Source organism: Pyrobaculum neutrophilum V24Sta (assembly GCF_000019805.1).
In the GTDB taxonomy this organism is placed as follows: Archaea; Thermoproteota; Thermoprotei; order Thermoproteales; family Thermoproteaceae; genus Pyrobaculum; species Pyrobaculum neutrophilum.
Genome location: NC_010525.1, coordinates 321,109 through 338,554 on the forward strand (window position 1 = coordinate 321,109; position 17,446 = coordinate 338,554).

The window sequence follows — 17,446 nt, forward strand, 5'->3', positions numbered from 1 at the left end:
GATAGATGGCGGTGCCTAGGCGGCCGTAGCTGGTCCAGGGCCGTGTGCCGGCTTTGCTTCAGGTGTTTACTTTCAGTCTACAATGTTTTTAAATCTCTGTGGAGTCTGAGTACACATGATCGAGGAGCAGAACCCGTGGTGGATCTCGCCGGAGTTGATCAAGGAGAACGCCTACTACAGGAGGTATCTGTCCTCGCCCGTGCGTTGGGACGTGGAGCTGCCGGTCTCTCTCAAGCCCTACTCTCTAAACATCGTGTTTGGGCCGAGGCAGGTGGGCAAGTCGACTGCGCTTATTCTGCTCATAAAAAGGCTTCTAGATGGCGGGACCGACCCCAGGGGGGTCTTCTACTTCGCCTGCGACAAGCTCGCCGACTATAGAGAGCTGGACAGGGTCTTGTCTAGGTACCTCGAGTTCAGGCGTAGAGCCGGCGTGAGCTCGTCGGTGATTGTGCTGGACGAGGTGACCTACCCGCGGGAGTGGTACAGGGCTGTCAAATACCGGATAGACAGGGGGGATTTCGAAAACGACGTGCTCATACTCACCGGCTCTCTGACAATAAGCGCCAAGGGGGAGGCGGAGACCTTCCCCGGGAGGAGGGGCCTTGGGAAAGTCCTCGTGATGCACCCCCTCCCCTTCTCCATGTTTGTAAGGCTGTTCGGGGTGGAGGTCCCCACCGGCGACTTGAGGTTCGTCGTAGACAACTTCCACAGATACCTCGGCCTACTGCCGAGGCTCTCCGAGCTGTTTAGATACTTCCTCGCCGTCGGGGGCTTCCCCAACGCGGTCAGGGACTTCTTCACGAGAGGCGCCGTTTCGCAGGAGACGGAGTTCGACTTCGTCGGCAGCATCTCCAGCGATATCTACAAGCTACGGAGAAGCGAGACGTTCTTCAAGCTGACGGCCCGGGCCATAATCGAGAGGGCCTCCTCGGAGTTCAGCTTCCACACCATCTCGCGCGACTACGGCGTCGGCACCGTCAAGACGGCGGTTAGCTACGTCGGCCTCCTGGAGAAGCTCCACCTGCTGAAGACCGTCGAGGCCGTGGATCCAAACACGGGCCTCCCCATGCCCAGGAAGCTGAGGAAGTTCTACCTCCTAGACCCCTTCATATACCACTCATTCTCCAAGTGGGTAGGCGCCGCCCCGCCGGACGAGGCGAAGATGGCGGAGGCCGCCGTGGCGGCCCACCTGGCCCGCCTCTACAAGCTCTACTACCTAAAGCTCAACGGCGAGGTCGACCTAGTGGCTGAGGTAGACGGAGAGCTCTGGGGCGTCGAGGTCAAATACGGCAGAGTTAGAAAAGGCGGAAGGAGGGCCGTCGGCAGAATCAAGAGGTTCATATACGTCAGCAGAGACGAAGCCGGCGACGACGTCATCCCAGCCCCCCTATTTCTGGCGATGTTGAAAACCCCCCACGCCGTGGAGATCGGAACGGCGTAATCCCCAGCTAACGTCGCGCGAGGTGACGCCGTTAATGCACGAGAGCCAGAACCGAGGCCAGTACTATTATGCGTGCCGCCAACGCGATAGAGAGCCCGATGGCTCCTCTGGCTAGCCCCACCCGCGGGCCAAATATGGCGACCCACTGGGGGATGTACACCCTTAGGTAGAGTAGCGGTAGCATGAAGACGCTTGCGAGCAGTAGCGCCGCCAGCGCCTCGACCTCTCCCACCACGCCGGTTTTCACCAGCTGGCCCACGGCCGCCATGCCCGCGGTGGGGTGAAGCACGTATATTCCAACGGCAGGTAGTAGCTGTGGAGAAATGCCCATCGCATAGGAGGAGAGAGGGGTTGCGAGATGTTGCAGAACCCCGTATCTCAGGAGAAGCTCCACCGTGGTGACGGTGGCGGCGAAAACCACGGCGGTTTTCACAAACCTCCTCAGCCCCCTTCTCAACGCCGCCTTGTAGTTCCTACCAGGCTTCCTCGCCATCTCCTCCACAAGGCCTGTCTCTCTCCGATTCAGCGCCAGTCTCCCGGCCGCCACAACTACGGCGAAAGACAACGCTCCATTGAGCCACATCGCCGACATATACATGAGACCTAGCCTAGGGCCTAACAGCGGTATCACCACGGGCAGATACACCGTGAAGGTCTCGTAAAACGGCACCGCGGCGGCGTTTAACAAAGACGCGAGAAGCACCTCCCTATCGTTTAACACGCCCCTATCTCTTAGGCTTTGCAACATGGCGTTAGACGCGGCAGGCGACACAAACGCCGTGGCGAAGGTAACGCCGCAGACGTCGGGGAGGTTGGCCAACCTCGCCACGCGGCGGAGAAACGACAGCTTGTACAAAACGCCGTATTCCAGAAGCACCTCCGCCGCTAGAAAGCCCAACAACATAGCCAGGAGAACCCCCGCTACCTCCTGCACCACCATACCGCCGCCTCCTTCACCTTATACTTGAAGACCACACCGCCGTCCCCCCGCCTCCCTAAACGCGGCAACGCCTCCACGACCCTCTCCACCTCGACTCCAAGATCCTCAGCCGCTTCTTCGACGCTTGGGTACTCTCTAACCACGTCTCTCTCGAAGATTCTGACGTTGGCGTAGACCCCCCTCTGGAGGAGGAAGTTGTAGAAGGCGGTGAACCAAGGGCGGTGGGGCCGCTCTACGCCCAACGACCTGTAGAGCTGGGCCCAGCCAGGCACGCCGACGTGTAGAACAACGCAGACGCATCTAGCCGCCTCCTCCAACTTCTCCACCGCCCCCCTGAGGTCCTCCACGAGAAGGGAGTGGGCGGCCAGAGCTAAGTCGTGGCGGCCGACCTCCTCAAGAGAGACCTCCTCCCACCTCTTCTCCACTACGTCGACTTTAACGCCCTCCTCCTCGGCGTATTTCCTCAGGTATCGGGCCATCTCCCTAGAGGGCTCCACGGCGACGACGCGGCTCACCCTCTTGGCGAGAGGCACGGCGTAGGCCCCCGCCCCAGCCCCAACCTCAAGCACGGAGCTCCCCCCGCCGAGCCCCAGCTCCCCGAGGAGCCAGTCTAAAAACCTCTCCACCTCGACCCTCCTCCTCTTCGCAGATCTGTAGAACCTGGGGGCAGCCCTATCCCAGAAATCCGGCGGGGTCCTAACCTCCCTCCGCCACGCCGCCCACACCTCAGCCCAGTCTATATCCATACCAGGGCAAGGATGAGAGCTGTTCTCACAGAGGTGGAGATAGCCATCAGGAGGGGCCCATCTCTAGGGCCAAACACGCCTACGTAATACGGCAAGATAGCCCTCAGCGCTGTGACGAAGGAGAAGGCGGATCCCAACAACATGGCTTTGACAGCTCTCCACCCGTCCAACAGCCCCGCGTTGATCAACGCAGCTGCAGCGGCGGCGCCTGCGGCGTAGTTAACCATGGAAGCCACGGCGACCCCCAGCTCTTCTGCAGACAGGGGGAAGGCCGACATGGCGGATTTCACATAGCTATTTAACACGCCAAAGAGGCCGAGAGAGGCGGCGAGCTCCACAACTGCCAAAGCGGCGGCAGAGGTCGCGAGGATCTTAACAGCCCTCCTCAACGCCCTCTTTAACGCGTTAAGCCCCCCGCCTCCCCCCACTACGACGGCGGACACGCGGCCGCTCCCCGCGACTAAAAGCCTAGATAACAACGCGAAGAGGAGCGTTTGGGCTAAGCCAACGAGGAGGAAGCAGGCGAAGTAGAGAGCGCCCCAGAGCCCGAGGAGAGCTAGAAGAGGTGGAAGCATAGAGTCCCAGTGTCTCACGGCGGCTGGGAAGGCGTTCATAAGAGAGGCCAGATACATCTCCCTCCGGCTAAGCCTACCCTCCCTATGTAGCGTGACTAGAAGAGCGTTTGCGCTTCTTACGTCGAAAAACGCAGTGATAAACGCCGCCGCGGCCTCGGGGCCAAGCCCGCTGAGTTTTACAAAAGGCGCCGCGAGAGGCCTCAACTTGTTCAACACGCCCCTCTCCATTAGAAAAGCGGCGAGGAGAGAGCCCCCGATTACGCTAGGCGCGAGGAACAAGACCTCGCGTAGAAGAGCCGCCGGGTTAATCATGGGGGAGCACCACCACCCTCCCGTCTACCTCAAGCACTTTAACGCTTACGCCGTAGACCTCCCCAATTACGTCGTCTTTAATTACATCCCGGGGAGCCCCCGCCGCCACCACCCTACCCTCTTTCACCACTATGATCTTGTCCGAATACGCCGCGGCGAGGTTGGGGTCGTGGAGAGTCATCAAGACGGCCACGCCGCTGGCTTTCGCCAGCCTCCTAACGGTGGAGAGAACCCTCAGCTGGTTTCTAAAATCTAGGTGGGCTGTGGGCTCGTCTAGGAGGAGGACCTGAGGCTCTTGTACAAGCGCCCTAGCTATGAGGACAAGCTGTAGCTGGCCCCCGCTCAGATGGGTGTAGGGCCTCTCGGCGAGGCGCTCTATACCCAAAAGCCGTAGCTTCTCCAGCGCCTTCTCGTAGTGCTCCCTCCCCGGGCTCTGGAGGAGGCCAAGCCGCGGGGCAAAGCCGGTGACCACCACGTCGATCACCCTATAGGGGAAGGGCGGGTGGTGGCTTTGCGGCACATAGCCAGCGAGTTGAGACCTCCTCCTAAAGGGCAGGGAGTGGAAGTCCGCCCCATCAACGTATACGCACCTCGCCCTCGGCTTCAACAACCCGTAGATAGCCTTCAAAATTGTGGTTTTGCCGCTGCCGTTTGGCCCCAGCAGAACCGCCACCTCGCCCTTCCCCACGGAAAAGGTCACGCCGCTGATTGTAAACTCGCCGTAGCTAAACTCAAGCCCTTTTACCTCAAGCATGCCACCTGCCGCCCGTCTTCCTCAGGAGGTAGATGAAGAAGGGCACCCCAAGCACCGTGGTTAAAATACCCACGGGGATTTCAAAAGTGGCTACAGTCCGCGCTAGGGTGTCCGCGGCGCCCATAAAGGCGGCGCCCCCCGCGATAGTCAGCGGCACTAGACCTCTGTGGCTTGGCCCAAAGGCCATCCTCATTATGTGCGGCACCATGAGCCCAACCCAGCCGATGATCCCGCTGTAAGCCACAGAAACCGCCGTGAGTAGAGTAGCCACGAGGACAAAAAGCGCCTTCAGCTTCTCCACATCTACGCCGAGGGTCTTAGCCTCTTCCCCAAAGCTAAGAACGTCGAGGCGCCACCTCAAGAGATACGCCAGAGCTCCCAGCGCTGAGATTACGGGAACGGCGACAACGACGGCGTCCCAGCCCACCCCCGAGAAGCTACCCATTAGCCAATACACAGCCGCCGCGAGTCTGTTATGCTCCATCAGAAACTTGAGGAGAGACGTCAACGCCGTGAAAAGCGCGTTGACGATAATGCCGGCTAAGACGAGAGAGACGGGGGTGACGGAGCCTCCAATCCTCGCCAGGCTGTAGGTCATGAAGACGGCCAACAAGGCAAAGACAAACGCTATGGGAGTCACGCTGGCGACAGCCAAGAAGCCTATAGCCAACGTGGCCCCGAAGGCCGCCCCGGAGGAGATGCCCAAGATGTAGCTATCGACAAGCGGGTTTTTAAACATGGCTTGAAGAATCAAGCCGGAGAGAGCCAACGCCGCGCCCACCGCCATAGAGAAGACAACCCTCGGCATCCTAATTCCAACGATAACAACCTCATAGGTCGTGGGGTAGTGCAGATTCACCGCAGGCGAAACGACGCCAAATGTAACCACGCTGACGGCGGTGGAGAAAAGAGAAGCCAACTTAGCCGACACCACCATAACCACGTCGTATATAGGTATGGGGTACGCGCCCACCGAGATACTCACAAGAAACACCGCCAGGGGTAGCCCGTAGACGAGATACCTCACCCACATATCAACCCCTCGCCCACGTATGTACACGACACGTTATAGAACCTCCTCAACAGCTCCGCATGTATAGGTCTCCAATCTGGATAATACTCTGGATATATGGCGCGGCCAAAGGCGTATATGGCGCTTACGAACCTAGGGCCGTAGATCTCGGGGAAGTTTAAGCTATATGCAGATAGGACAACCCCGTAGACCCTCCCCTCTCTCACGGCCTTTATCGCCCTCCACCTCGGATCGCTCAGGATAGCTTTCACCGCTTGCGCAGTTCTGTTGTAGTCAGACCACGCCACGATCAAGACGTCGGTTTTGTTTCCAAATAGGGCGATGAGCTTCTCCAGGTCAAACTTGGGGTACTGCACCGTGAAGTTGTAGTCAAAAGCCACGTTGTGCCCTCCCACCAGCTCCACGGTCTCCGCGTAGGCAGACCCCCTGTAGGACACGGAGATAGGCCCCCTCTCCAACACGCCTGTGGGGTAAATCACGAGGACATTTCTCCGCTTCTCCGGCGGGATCCCCCTCGCGATTTCAAGAGCTTTTTTGTACTCCCTCTCTAGAAAGTCCGCAAGAGCCTCCGCCTTCTCGGTGACGTTAAACACACGGCCGAGCGCTCTGATGATCCTGATGTTTTCATAAGGCATCTTCGTCCCCGTCTTATTGACATCGGTGATGCCGAACGCCAAGACCTTATACCCAAGCTCCCGCGACTTCTCCAACACCTGTCTCTCGCCGGGCTCAAAGCCGCCTTTCCAGCGGCCCATGATAATTAAGTCGGGCCGTAGAGCAGCCACTGCCTCCCAGTTTATACCCGAGAAGGTTTCGCCCACTGCCGGAGCGCCCCTGACCTCCTTAGGTAAAAACGACGCCCTGGCCACAGAGGGGCTGATCCCCACGACCCTATCTACGACCCCCAATACATAAAGCGCCTCGGCCCAACCGCTGTATAACACGATAACTCTCCTAGGCGGCGACTCGAAAGTCACCTCCCTCCCCATGGAATCCATAACTGTAACAGGGTAGAGTTGAGCCACGTTACACCTAAGCCCGCCCTCTACGTGACAAGACATGTTGTAGAACCTCCTGAGCAACTCTACATGTAGAGGTTTCCAGTCCGGGTAGTACTGTGGGTAGATCAAATGGCCTAGCGCGTAGATGGCGGAGATAAACCTAGGCGAGTATTCGTAGGGGTAGCTGAAGTCGTAGTATGAAAAGTTCACCCCGTAGACCCTCCCCTCTCTCACGGCCTTTATCACCCTCCACCTCGGATCGCCCAAGATCCTCTTGATCGCCCTATCGACGTATCTCCCCCCGTGCCAATCCCTCACTATTACGACATCTGTCTTGTTTCCAAATAGGGCGATGAGCTTCTCCAGATCCAGCTTGGGGGTCTGGCTCAGGTTGTAATCAAAAGCGACGTTGTGTGCGCCTACAAGCTCCACGAGCTCGCCGGAGGCGCTACCTCTCCCCGACACGTAGATATCGCCGCTTGTGGCGAGGGAGTAGGCCGAGATCACGAGCACGTTTAACCTCTTCTCCGGCGGGATCCTCATCGCGATATCTAGAGCCTCTCTATACCTCTCCTCAAGCCAGCTGGCCAGCTCCTCGGCTCTATCCCGTACGTTGAAGACCTTGCCGAGCACTCTGACTATCCTGATGTTTTCATACGGCCAGGAGCTGTTTACGCCGGGCGCCACATATCCAAAGGCGAGGACTTTGTATCCCAGCTCCCGGGACTTCTCTAAGACCTGTTGTTCACCGGCGGCGAAAACCCCGCCCCAGTAGCCCATCACCACCAAATCCGGCTTCAAGGCGGCGACCGCCTCCCAGTTTATCCCGGAGTAGGTATCTCCCACGACGGTTCTGTTCCTAAGCGAAGCCGGCAGAGAGACCACGTCGGCGACGGATTTCCCAATCCCCACAACCCTATTCCACACCCCCAACACGTAGAGAAACTCGGCGTGGGTCAACGCCACCACCCTCTCGGGAGGTTTGTCAAAAACTACCACGCGCCCCGCAGAATCCACCACAGAGACGGGGGAGGGCCCGGCGGCTCTAGGCGGAGCCGTGGCGTTGGAGACGCCGCCCCCCGTGGGGGGTTTTGCCAGATAGAGGGCGAAAACAGCTAGGATTACCGCCAGGAGAACCCCTATTACAACTCTTGTATTCATAAAATCCAGAAGTAATATTACAGATTTAAAGTTTTAAGGCCGGAAGAAGCGCGGAGGATTTAGGCATTAATACTTAAATAGAAGTAACGTAATACAGCTATGCTCCGGCTGTCTTTTATCGTGGGCTACGGCGGCTCTATGTTGCCGGTTTTAGCTAAGGTGGCGGAGGAGGAGGCGAAGAAGTTGGGTTTTGAATACCTCGTGACCTCCGACGCGGCCGCCTCTGCCCACGCCGATTTTTTAAAGGAGAGCGACGCCGTGTTGATCTATACACACCAGCTTGCCCCAGAGGTGGAATCTGCCATAAGAAGGTCCAGGGCTAAGGTCGTGGTTTCTCTAAACCCCGAGTACCACCCAGACATCGTAAGAGGTAGGCCGGACCTCTGGATCGAGGCTAGGCGGTACTTCGTAACCGGGGGAGAGAAAAACCTTCGAAACGTTGTGCGTCTCCTCCTTAGGGAGCTCGGCGTGGCTGTGGAGGTAGAGGACGTGGAGCCCATCCCCTGGGACGGCATCTACCACCCGAAATACGGCGTTTTCACAGACCTAGAGGAGTACATGAGGAGGTACGAGAAGAGGGGGGAGGAGACGGTGGGGATACTGTTCTACAGGACAAACTGGCTCTACGGCAACACAAAACACGTAGATAGGCTCATAGAGGAGTTCGAGAAAGAGGGGGTCAACGTCATCGCCGTCTTCACCTACGGCTTCCGCGACGACATATTGAAGGCGCCTTCCAAGGAGGAGTCGGCGGCGAGGTACTTCATACGCGGCGGCAGACCTGTTGTAGACGCGGTGGTGAACCTGACCTCCTTCTTCATCCTCGACAGAGGTAGGTGGACTCTGGATCCCAACAGGATGAGGGTGGCAGACGGCGTTGGTCTCCTGAAGATGCTCAACGTCCCCATCATTACGCCCGCCCAGTCCTCGCGCCAGACTGTGAGGGAGTGGCTAGACAGCCCCGAGGGAATCGACTATATGAGCCAGGTTTACTACGTCGTTATGCCGGAGGTGGACGGCGGGATCGAGCCCTTCTTCCTAGTCGGCACTAGGGTAAACAGAGATGGGGCTAAGGTGGCGGACGTCTACGAACCCCACGTGTCCTACCTCGTCAGAAGGGTGAAGAGGTGGATAAGGCTCTCCAGGAAGTCGCCTAGCGAGAGGAAGATCGCCATAGTGCTCATAAATCCGCCGTGTAAAGGCCTTGAGGCCAACGTGGGGGTTGGCCTAGGGCTGGACGTGCCCGAGTCTGTGGTGAGGTTGTTAAAGAGGCTGAGGGAATTAGGCTATATCGTAGGGGGGGAGATCCCGGAGAGCGGGCAGGCCTTGATAAAGCTCATCCTCTCGAGGAAGGCAATCAGCGAGTTTAGGTGGACCTCCGTCGAGACTATAGTCAAGTCGGGCGGCGCCGTGGGCTTCGTCGACTTAGACACATACATGCGGTGGTTTAACGAGCTTCCCCCCGACGTGAGAGAGAAGATGGTGAAAGACTGGGGCCGCCCAGCCGACGTCTTAGGCGGGAGGTTCAACAAGCTGTTTGTGGGGATGGTCTACCAAGGCAAGTTCGTAATACCCGGCGTGGTCTTCGGCAACGTGTTGATAATGCCTCAGCCTAAGTTCGGCTGCGCAGGTCCTCGGTGCGATGGGAGAGTCTGTAGAATCCTCCACGACCCAACCATCTCCCCGCCGCATCAGTGGCTAGCCGCGTACCGCTGGGCCACCAGAGTCTTCGGCGCAGACGTGTTAATACACTTCGGCACACACGGCGCTTTGGAGTTCCGCCCAGGCAAAGGCGTAGGCCTAGACGTCTCAAGCTGGCCCGAGATAAGCGTAGACGACGTCCCCCACCTCTACGTCTACGCCTTCACCAACCCCATGGAGGGCGTGATTGCAAAGAGGAGGAGCTACGCCGTGATTATAGACCACCTCTACCCGCCGATGGACACGGCAGAGGTGTTTGAACAGCTGGAGAAGTTGGTCAACGACTACTGGAGAGCAAAGCAGAACGGCAACTACGAGCAGGCCAAGATCCTGTACGCCAAGATTAGGGAGGAGGCGGAGAAGGCCCACGTCAAGCCCAGGGTGAAAACCGACGACCCAGACGACTACGTGGAGGAGGTCCACAACTACCTACGGATGGTGAGCGACACCGAGATAAACCTGGGGCTCCACATCTTCGGCCACCCCACAAGCGACGTGGAGAAACTCGCCAGATATGGCACCACCATATTCCTCAAGGACACGGCGAGGTACCCCTCGGTCGTGAGGGCGTTGGCTGAGTACCTCGGCTTCGACTACGACGAGCTTAGGAGGAGGCCCGGAGAGGTGAACAAACTCGGTATGACAAACGACGAGCTTCTCAAGAAGTTGAAGGAGATGGCGTATGCCGTTTCGAAGAGGCTAGTGGAGAGCGGATACACAAGCGCGGGGCTAACAGAAGAGGCGGTGGTGAAGGCGGTGGAGGAGGTGAGGACGGCCTTTGGGCTATGACCGAGGCCAAGGCGATCTCTAGACAGGCGCAGAGGCTCGCCGAGGCGTTTAAAAACGTGCTTAAGGCTGTGGAGCTCGTTAGAGAAAGCGGCGAGGCGGAGTACGGAGGTTTTCTAAACGGGCTGGAGGGCGGCTTCGTGGAGCCGGGGCCCGCCGGGTCGTTGACCCGGGGGAAGCTCGAGATCCTCCCCACCGGCCGCAACTTCTTCGCCGTCGACCCAACCCAGATGCCCACCCCCGCGGCTTGGGAAATAGGCGTACAGTCCGCCAAGAAGCTCCTCGAGTACTACCTCAAGGAGGAGGGGAGGTATCCCGAGTCCGTGGGGGAGGTCCTCTGGTCGAAAGACGCGTATAGGGCAGACGGAGAGCAGTTGGCCCAGATCCTCTACCTAATTGGGGTAAGGCCTGTGTGGGACTCCGGCGGGAGCGTGAGGGGGGTCGAGCCCATCCCTCTGGAGGAGCTGGGGAGGCCGAGGATAGACGTGTTGGTTAGAATAAGCGGCATCGTGAGAGACACCCTGCCCAACTACGTCCACCTAATAGACGAGGCGGTGGCTAAGGTCGTGGCGCTGGACGAGCCGCTTGAGGTGAACTACGTGAAGAAGCACTACCTGGAGAACCTGCTGAAGCTCAAGGCGGAGGGGGTAGAGGGCGACGTGGAGGAGATGGCCAAGGCGAGGGTTTTCGCCGAGCCTCCAGGCGCATACGGGGCGGGGGTAAACTACGCTGTGGAGGCCTCGGCTTGGAGGACAGACGAGGATTTGGCCAAGGTCTGGATCCAGTGGTCGAGCTATATGTACACCAGGAGGAGCTACGGGAAGCCCGCGCCCGAGGCCCTGATGTTGAACCTCCGCTATGTCGACGTGGTAAATAGAAACCACGAAAGCGACGAGTTCGACATATTCGGCTGCTGTTGCTACTACTCCTACCACGGCGGTTTCTACAACGCCGCCAAGGCGGTAAGCGGGAAAAACGTGAAGATCGTGACCGTCGACACCCGCGACGTCTCTAACGTAGAGGTGAGAGACATGAGGGAGGAGGTGGAGCGCGTGGTGAGAGCTAAGCTCCTCAACCCCGTCTGGATCTCCGAGATGAAGAAACACGGCTACAGAGGCGCCAACGAGTTCCAGAGGAAGATACTCCACCTCTACGGCTGGTCGGCCACGGCCAAAGTCGTCGAGAAGTGGGTTTTCGACGAAATCGCCAAAACCTACATTCTAGACCCAGAGATGAGGAAGTGGTTCCTTGAGAACAACCCATGGGCGGCTGAGGAGGTCGCGAGGAGGCTCATAGAGGCGGCCCAGAGAGGCCTGTGGAAAGCCGACAAGGACTTGCTGGACAAGCTGAGGGAGGCATACGGCGAGATAGAGGGCGTTCTTGAGGAGGAGGTGGGGGAGGGGGAGGTGCAGGGAGGCTCCATAGAGATATACACGGCGGAGGACGTAGACGTGTGGAAAAACCAGGAGACGGTCAAGAAGATAGAAAAACTGTGGATAAAGCTGAGGTGATGGAGGAGGCGAGGGAACGCCGGGTTGTCTACCCCTTCGCCGCGATTGTAGGCCAAGAAAAGGCCAAGCTGGCTCTGCTGGCGGTCTCGGTGAACCCCGCCATTGGCGGGGTCCTCCTCGCCGGAGACAAGGGGACGGGCAAATCGACTATGGTGAGGGCGCTCGCCGACCTCCTCCCCGAGATAGAGGTGGTAGAGGGGTGCCCCTTCGGTTGCAACCCACACAACCCGGCGGAGATGTGCGACGAGTGCTACCTGAAGTGGAAAAGAGGCGAGATAAAGGTGGCGAAGAGGAAGATGCGCGTTATAGACCTCCCCCTAAGCATCACAGTGGATAGGCTGGTGGGGACGCTCGACATAAAGAGGGCGCTCGCCGAGGGGATAAGAGCGCTTCAGCCGGGCCTCCTCGCCGAGGCCAACCGAAACATACTGTATATAGACGAGGTAAACCTGCTAGACGACTACATAATAGACGTCTTGTTAGACGCTGCGGCGATGGGCTGGAACATCGTGGAGAGAGAGGGCATATCTGTGAAACACCCAGCCCGCTTCATATTAATCGGTAGTATGAACCCAGAGGAGGGCGAGCTTAGGCCCCAGCTGTTAGACAGATTCGGCCTATATGTGAAGGTGGAGGCCTCCATGAACCCGGAGGAGAGGATAGAGATAATCAGGAGGGTCGAGGAGTTCAACAGAGACCCAATAGCCTTCTACAGAAAGTGGGAGCCCGAGCAGAACAGGCTTAGGGAGGCTATATCTAGAGCTAGACAGATAGTCAACGACGTCCAAATAGACGAAGACCTCATGAAGTTCATAGTCAAGACTATAACAGACCTAAAGATCAGAAGCCACAGGGCAGAGATTACGGTTGTTAGAACAGCCAAGTCCATAGCCGCCCTCGACGGCCGCCTCAAGGTCAACCTAGACGACGTGAAAAAGGCCATGGAGCTCGCCCTACCCCACCGCCTCAGGGCAACACCCTTCGAGCCGCCTCCGCCGCCTCCCGCAAGCTCTCCGCCATCTCCCCAGCAGAACGACGGCGGAGGCGACAGAGGGCCGCAGGGAGGCGGAGGGGGACAGGGAGGGGGAGAGGCGGGCGGCGGGAGGGGAGGCGGGGAGAGGCAGTTCGGCGAGGAGAAGCCCCCCTACGAGCCCCGGGAGACGCCCGTCCGCCTTAGGGGGGAGGAGGAGGGGGGCGGCGGGAGGCGGGCTAGGAGAGCCTACGAGCTTAAAATCGGCGGGAGCCACGGCGTAGTTACAACCTACGCGATCCCAAGGGGGGAGGCGGCGGATATACACATCACCGCGACGTTGACAGCCGCAGCGCTCAGAAGGCTAGGCGCCGGCCTCCCCCTCGCCGTAGATAATGAGGATCTTAGAATAAACGTAAGAAGAGCCAGAGTGCCCGTCCTCCGCGTCGTCCTGCTTGACTCAAGTGGGAGCATGGCCGCCTTGAGGAGGATAGCGGTGGCGAAGGGGCTTGTGAGAAAGCTAGCGGAGTCCTCCTACAGGGGGAGGGAGTACATCTCGTTGATCGTCTTCAGAGGAGGCGGAGCCCAGGTGGTGGTGCCCCCAGTGAGGAAATACGAGGAGGTCCTCGCCGCCTTATCCGCCGTACCCACCGGCGGCAGAACGCCGTTGCCCCACGCCCTGGAGACCCTCTATAGGATAGCCAAAAGCTTCAGGGCTAAATATAGAGACGCCAAGGTGGTGGGGGTCTTGATAACAGACGGCAAAGCCAACGTCCCACTGTATAGAAACGTAACAGAGGACCTAGAGAGGCTCTCCCACCTGTTAAAGAAGGCGGGTGTGGAGCTGGAGATATACGCCACCAGAGGCAGAGGCTTCGACCCAGCCCCCACCTACATAGACCTAATAGCGAGCATCACCTCGGCCAAGGTAGTAGAGGTGTGAAGATAGTAGTTATCTCCACCAAGCCCTCCCTTCGTACGCTTTTTGACGTGGCGAAGGAAGTAGAGGCAGAGGCCGGCGTATCCATAGAGCTACAGACCTACTATATACACAGCTCTGTGGACTATGCCGCTGTTGAAAACGCCGACGTTATCCTAATAGACGTGAGAGGGGATGCGCCTAGGGAGCTTATAAATGCCGTGGAGAAAAGCAGAGCTAAAGTAGTCATCCCATTGGTGGGCGGCTCGCCTGGAACACTTGCGCTTTTAAGACTTGGAGGCTTCAGCGGAGTTGAAATAGCGAAGAGAGTGCCGGAGCAAGACTTCGACACAGACCGCGTAGACTTCTCAAAGATCTCCAAGGTGTTATCCGCCGTAGAAACTGCGGGCAGGGTGTTGCCAGTGGGGCCGTTGAGACATCTAAGAAATTGGATCTGGGCCACGAAATACTGGGCCTACTGGGGTAGGGAAAACTTAGCTAATTTGTTCAAGCTTATTCTCGCCGAGTATTTCGGCGCAGGGGTAAAATACGGCGAGCCTAAGCTAGTGGGAGAATTCGCAGTGTATACCCCTGGCATAGGATTTACATATGAGCCACCAGAGACGAAAGGGCCTGTAGTGTTGATATTTACCTACGCAGGTATGCACTTCGATGAAACTCTGCCCGTAGCCCTCAAACTAAAGGAAGAGTTGGAGAAACTCGGCGTAAATGCCTTTATTGCGACAGGAGGAGTCACAGATGGGCTACTTAAACAACTGGAAGCGTTGAGGAAGTACACCCTCGTAGGGGGGAGGTCTGTAGACGCCGTCATAAACCTCCAGTGGTTTGTCATAAACGGCGGGCCCTACGGCGGGTCTCCGGAGCCCACCCGCGAGCTGTTTAAAGAAAGGGGGTCTCTCCTCTTCAACGGCTTGGTCGCCTATACGCGGAGGATTTCGCAGTGGGAGAAAGATCCCAGAGGTCTCTCTCCCGTGGAAGTTGTAGGGGGCGTCGCCCTCCCGGAGATAGATGGGGCAATAGAGCCTATTATCTCGGCGGGTTTAGACGACAGCATATATGCAGAAATGGTAGTCTTAGAGGAGAGAGTGAAGAAAAAGGCTAGGAGAGTGGCTAACTGGATAAAGCTCAGGCAGAAGCCCCCCTCAGAGAGGAGGGTGGCGATTGTGATATACAACTACCCACCGGGGGAGCATAATGTGGGCAATGCCGCATATTTAGACACTTTAGCTAGCCTTGCTGTAATTCTAAAGGCGTTGAGAGAAGCCGGCTATAGGACCCGGGCGTTAGATAAAGAGGAGCTTCGACGTCTTATAGCAGAGAGGTTTTTAGTCAACTCGCCGCAGTGGGGAAGCCATGGCGATGTGCCAAAGTTGCCGGTGTCTGAATACTTAAGGTGGTTTAACACACTGGCCAACAGAGACGAGGTTATAAAAACGTGGGGCGAGCCCCCAGGCGGTATAAACGTAGAGGGGGACAGCTTTTTAATCCCCGGCGTAGTACTCGACAACGTCTTCATCGGCGTGCAACCCCCCAGAGGCTTCCACGAAGATCCATCTAAACTGTATCACTCAAAGGACATACCGCCTCACCACCAGTACTTGGCCTTCTACTACTGGATTAAAGAGGTCTTTAAGGCAGACGTAATAATACATGTAGGTACACACGGCACGCTTGAGCTTATGCCAGGGAAAGAGGTGGGGTTATCGGATAGGTGTTGGCCTGATATTCTCATCGGCGACACCCCCCACATATACATCTACCATGTGACAAACCCGTCTGAGATGACTATCGCCAAGAGGAGGAGCTACGCCTATATTATAACACACGGCACTCCGCCGTTTACACAAGCAGATCTCTACGGCGAATATGTGGAGCTTGAGGAGCTCCTAGAGGAGGCCGAGAAGGGGGGAGAAGACGTGAGGAGGTTAATAGAGGAGAAGTGTAGAAAACTAAATATCCCCTGCGGCGACTTGGAGAGATTACACGACTACCTAATGGAGATGAAACGGGCGGTGATCCCGCGGGGCCTCCACGTCTTTGGCAGTAGGTGGAGTGTAGAAGACGTAGTGAACTACATAGCCTTTGTCCTTAGGAGAGAGGGGGATGTCCCATCGCTACATAGGCTAATTCTAGAGGAGAGGGGGGTCAACTACGACGGAGTGGAGAAGGCGGGAGGGGGGAGGTTGCTTGTAGAGGCGGAGGAGGAGGCGAGAAGGATGATTAAAGAAGCTCTCTCGGGGGGAGACCCGGCTAAGTATTTCAAAAAGAGGAGGGGAGAGGCCGAGGAGGTGTTTAGATATGTACGTGATTTAGCCAAGAGAATTCTAGAGTCTGACGAAGTGTCCTCTTTACTAAAGGCCTTAGACGGGAGATATGTAGAGCCTAGAGTCGCCGGAGAGCCGTTGAGAACGCCAGAGGTTTTCCCCACAGGCTCCCACGGCTACGCCTTCGACCCCAGGCTTATACCTACGAAAGCCGCGTATATACGCGGGATAAACCTCGCCGAGGAGTTGGTAAAGAGGTATAGGGAGAAGTACGGACGTTACCCAGAGAGCGTCGCTGTCGTCCTATGGGGCTTTGAAACTGCGCAGACCAGAGGCGAGACGGTAGGCCAAATCTTACAGCTCTTAGGCGTGAGACTTGTGAGAAAACACGGACCTTGGGCTCCCGAGCTTGAGCCTATTCCTCTGGAGGAGCTCGGGAGGCCGAGGATAGACGTGGTTGTAACAATCTGCGGTTTCTTCCGCGACATGTTTCCCAACCTCATCTCTCTCATAGATAGAGCGGTGAAGCTAGTTGCCAGCTTAGATGAACCGCTTGAGATGAACTACGTGAGAAAACACTACCTTGAAATAGGCCGCATCACTAGGATATTTGGCCCTAAGCCGGGGACATACGGCACCCGTCTCCCCGAGTTCATAGAGAGCTCTAGTTGGAAAAACGAGGGGGAGCTCGTCGAGGTGTACGTGGGAGACATGATGTATGGATACGGCGATGATATCCACGGCGAAGCTATGAGAGAGCTTTTCGTACAGCTCCTTAAGAAGGTAGAGGTGGTGAGCCAAGTGAGAAGCGCTACGGAGTACGACATAGCCGACCTAGACCACTACTACGAATTTCTCGGCGGGCTTAAAAAAGCCGTGGAGACTCTAGCCGGAAGGAGGGTGGAGGCCTATTGGGTAGACACCACTGGAGAAAAGATGAGAGTTAGGACGGTAGAAGAGGCGGTAGACTTCGCCCTAAGGACAAGATTACTAAACCCCAAGTGGGCTGAGGAAATGCTTAAACACGGCTACGACGGGGCGCGGGAGATCGCCAAGAGGGTGGAATATGTGCTAGGGCATGCCGCGTTAACAGGCACGGTGGATAGATGGTTTTGGCGTCAAATAGCTGAGATGTATGTAAAAAATGTCGAGATGAGAGAACGAATCAAAACAGTAAACCCATGGGCGCTTTATGAAATTATAAAACGGCTAGAGGAAGCCCACAGAAGAGGCTACTGGGAAGGCGACGAAGAAATTAAGAAAATTGCAGAAGAGCTAGAGGGCATATTAGAGGAGTAATACTTAAAACGT

11 protein-coding genes are annotated in these 17,446 nt (G+C 57.3%); 5 read left to right on the forward strand and 6 right to left on the reverse strand.

Going from position 1 to position 17,446, the window contains the following annotated elements; translation table 11 throughout:
* The first annotated feature begins 115 nt into the window (after positions 1 to 115).
* A complete protein-coding gene (locus TNEU_RS01825; RefSeq protein WP_012349737.1) occupies positions 116 to 1,441 on the forward strand; it encodes an ATP-binding protein in 1,326 nt (441 codons plus the stop codon).
* 31 nt (positions 1,442 to 1,472) lie between these two features.
* On the opposite strand, the gene TNEU_RS01830 is transcribed toward TNEU_RS01825, so the two are convergent.
* The 6 genes from TNEU_RS01830 to TNEU_RS01855 are packed head-to-tail and all read right to left on the reverse strand — an operon-like array spanning position 1,473 to position 7,963.
* Positions 1,473 to 2,381 (reverse strand): nucleoside recognition protein, encoded by a 909-nt coding sequence (locus tag TNEU_RS01830; RefSeq protein ID WP_012349738.1) that lies wholly within the window; start codon positions 2,379 to 2,381, stop codon positions 1,473 to 1,475.
* Entirely contained in the window at positions 2,363 to 3,127 is a 765-nt protein-coding gene (locus TNEU_RS01835) for a class I SAM-dependent methyltransferase (protein WP_012349739.1), read from the reverse strand. The genes TNEU_RS01830 and TNEU_RS01835 overlap by 19 nt, the downstream gene beginning before the upstream one ends.
* A complete protein-coding gene (locus TNEU_RS01840; RefSeq protein WP_012349740.1) occupies positions 3,118 to 4,014 on the reverse strand; it encodes a nucleoside recognition protein in 897 nt (298 codons plus the stop codon). The genes TNEU_RS01835 and TNEU_RS01840 overlap by 10 nt, the downstream gene beginning before the upstream one ends.
* Entirely contained in the window at positions 4,007 to 4,768 is a 762-nt protein-coding gene (locus TNEU_RS01845) for an ABC transporter ATP-binding protein (protein ID WP_012349741.1), read from the reverse strand. The genes TNEU_RS01840 and TNEU_RS01845 overlap by 8 nt, the downstream gene beginning before the upstream one ends.
* Positions 4,761 to 5,801 (reverse strand): FecCD family ABC transporter permease, encoded by a 1,041-nt coding sequence (locus tag TNEU_RS01850; protein WP_012349742.1) that lies wholly within the window; start codon positions 5,799 to 5,801, stop codon positions 4,761 to 4,763. Before TNEU_RS01850 ends, TNEU_RS01845 begins: the two co-directional genes overlap by 8 nt.
* Positions 5,792 to 7,963: an ABC transporter substrate-binding protein gene (locus TNEU_RS01855; RefSeq protein WP_012349743.1), complete on the reverse strand. Its 2,172-nt coding sequence runs from the start codon at positions 7,961 to 7,963 to the stop codon at positions 5,792 to 5,794. The genes TNEU_RS01850 and TNEU_RS01855 overlap by 10 nt, the downstream gene beginning before the upstream one ends.
* A 99-nt stretch (positions 7,964 to 8,062) precedes the next feature.
* Between TNEU_RS01855 and TNEU_RS10460 the strand changes: the two genes are divergently transcribed.
* Genes TNEU_RS10460 through bchH form a run of 4 tightly spaced genes read left to right on the forward strand, consistent with a single transcriptional unit; the run spans position 8,063 to position 17,434 of the window.
* Positions 8,063 to 10,453: a cobaltochelatase subunit CobN gene (locus tag TNEU_RS10460; RefSeq protein ID WP_148682272.1), complete on the forward strand. Its 2,391-nt coding sequence runs from the start codon at positions 8,063 to 8,065 to the stop codon at positions 10,451 to 10,453.
* Positions 10,450 to 11,961: a cobaltochelatase subunit CobN gene (locus TNEU_RS10465; protein ID WP_148682273.1), complete on the forward strand. Its 1,512-nt coding sequence runs from the start codon at positions 10,450 to 10,452 to the stop codon at positions 11,959 to 11,961. The genes TNEU_RS10460 and TNEU_RS10465 overlap by 4 nt, the downstream gene beginning before the upstream one ends.
* On the forward strand, positions 11,961 to 13,874 hold the full coding sequence (locus TNEU_RS01870; RefSeq protein WP_012349744.1) for an ATP-binding protein: 1,914 nt from the start codon (positions 11,961 to 11,963) through the stop codon (positions 13,872 to 13,874). Before TNEU_RS10465 ends, TNEU_RS01870 begins: the two co-directional genes overlap by 1 nt.
* Entirely contained in the window at positions 13,871 to 17,434 is a 3,564-nt protein-coding gene (gene bchH / locus TNEU_RS01875; RefSeq protein WP_012349745.1) for a magnesium chelatase subunit H, read from the forward strand. Before TNEU_RS01870 ends, bchH begins: the two co-directional genes overlap by 4 nt.
* Positions 17,435 to 17,446 lie beyond the last annotated feature (12 nt).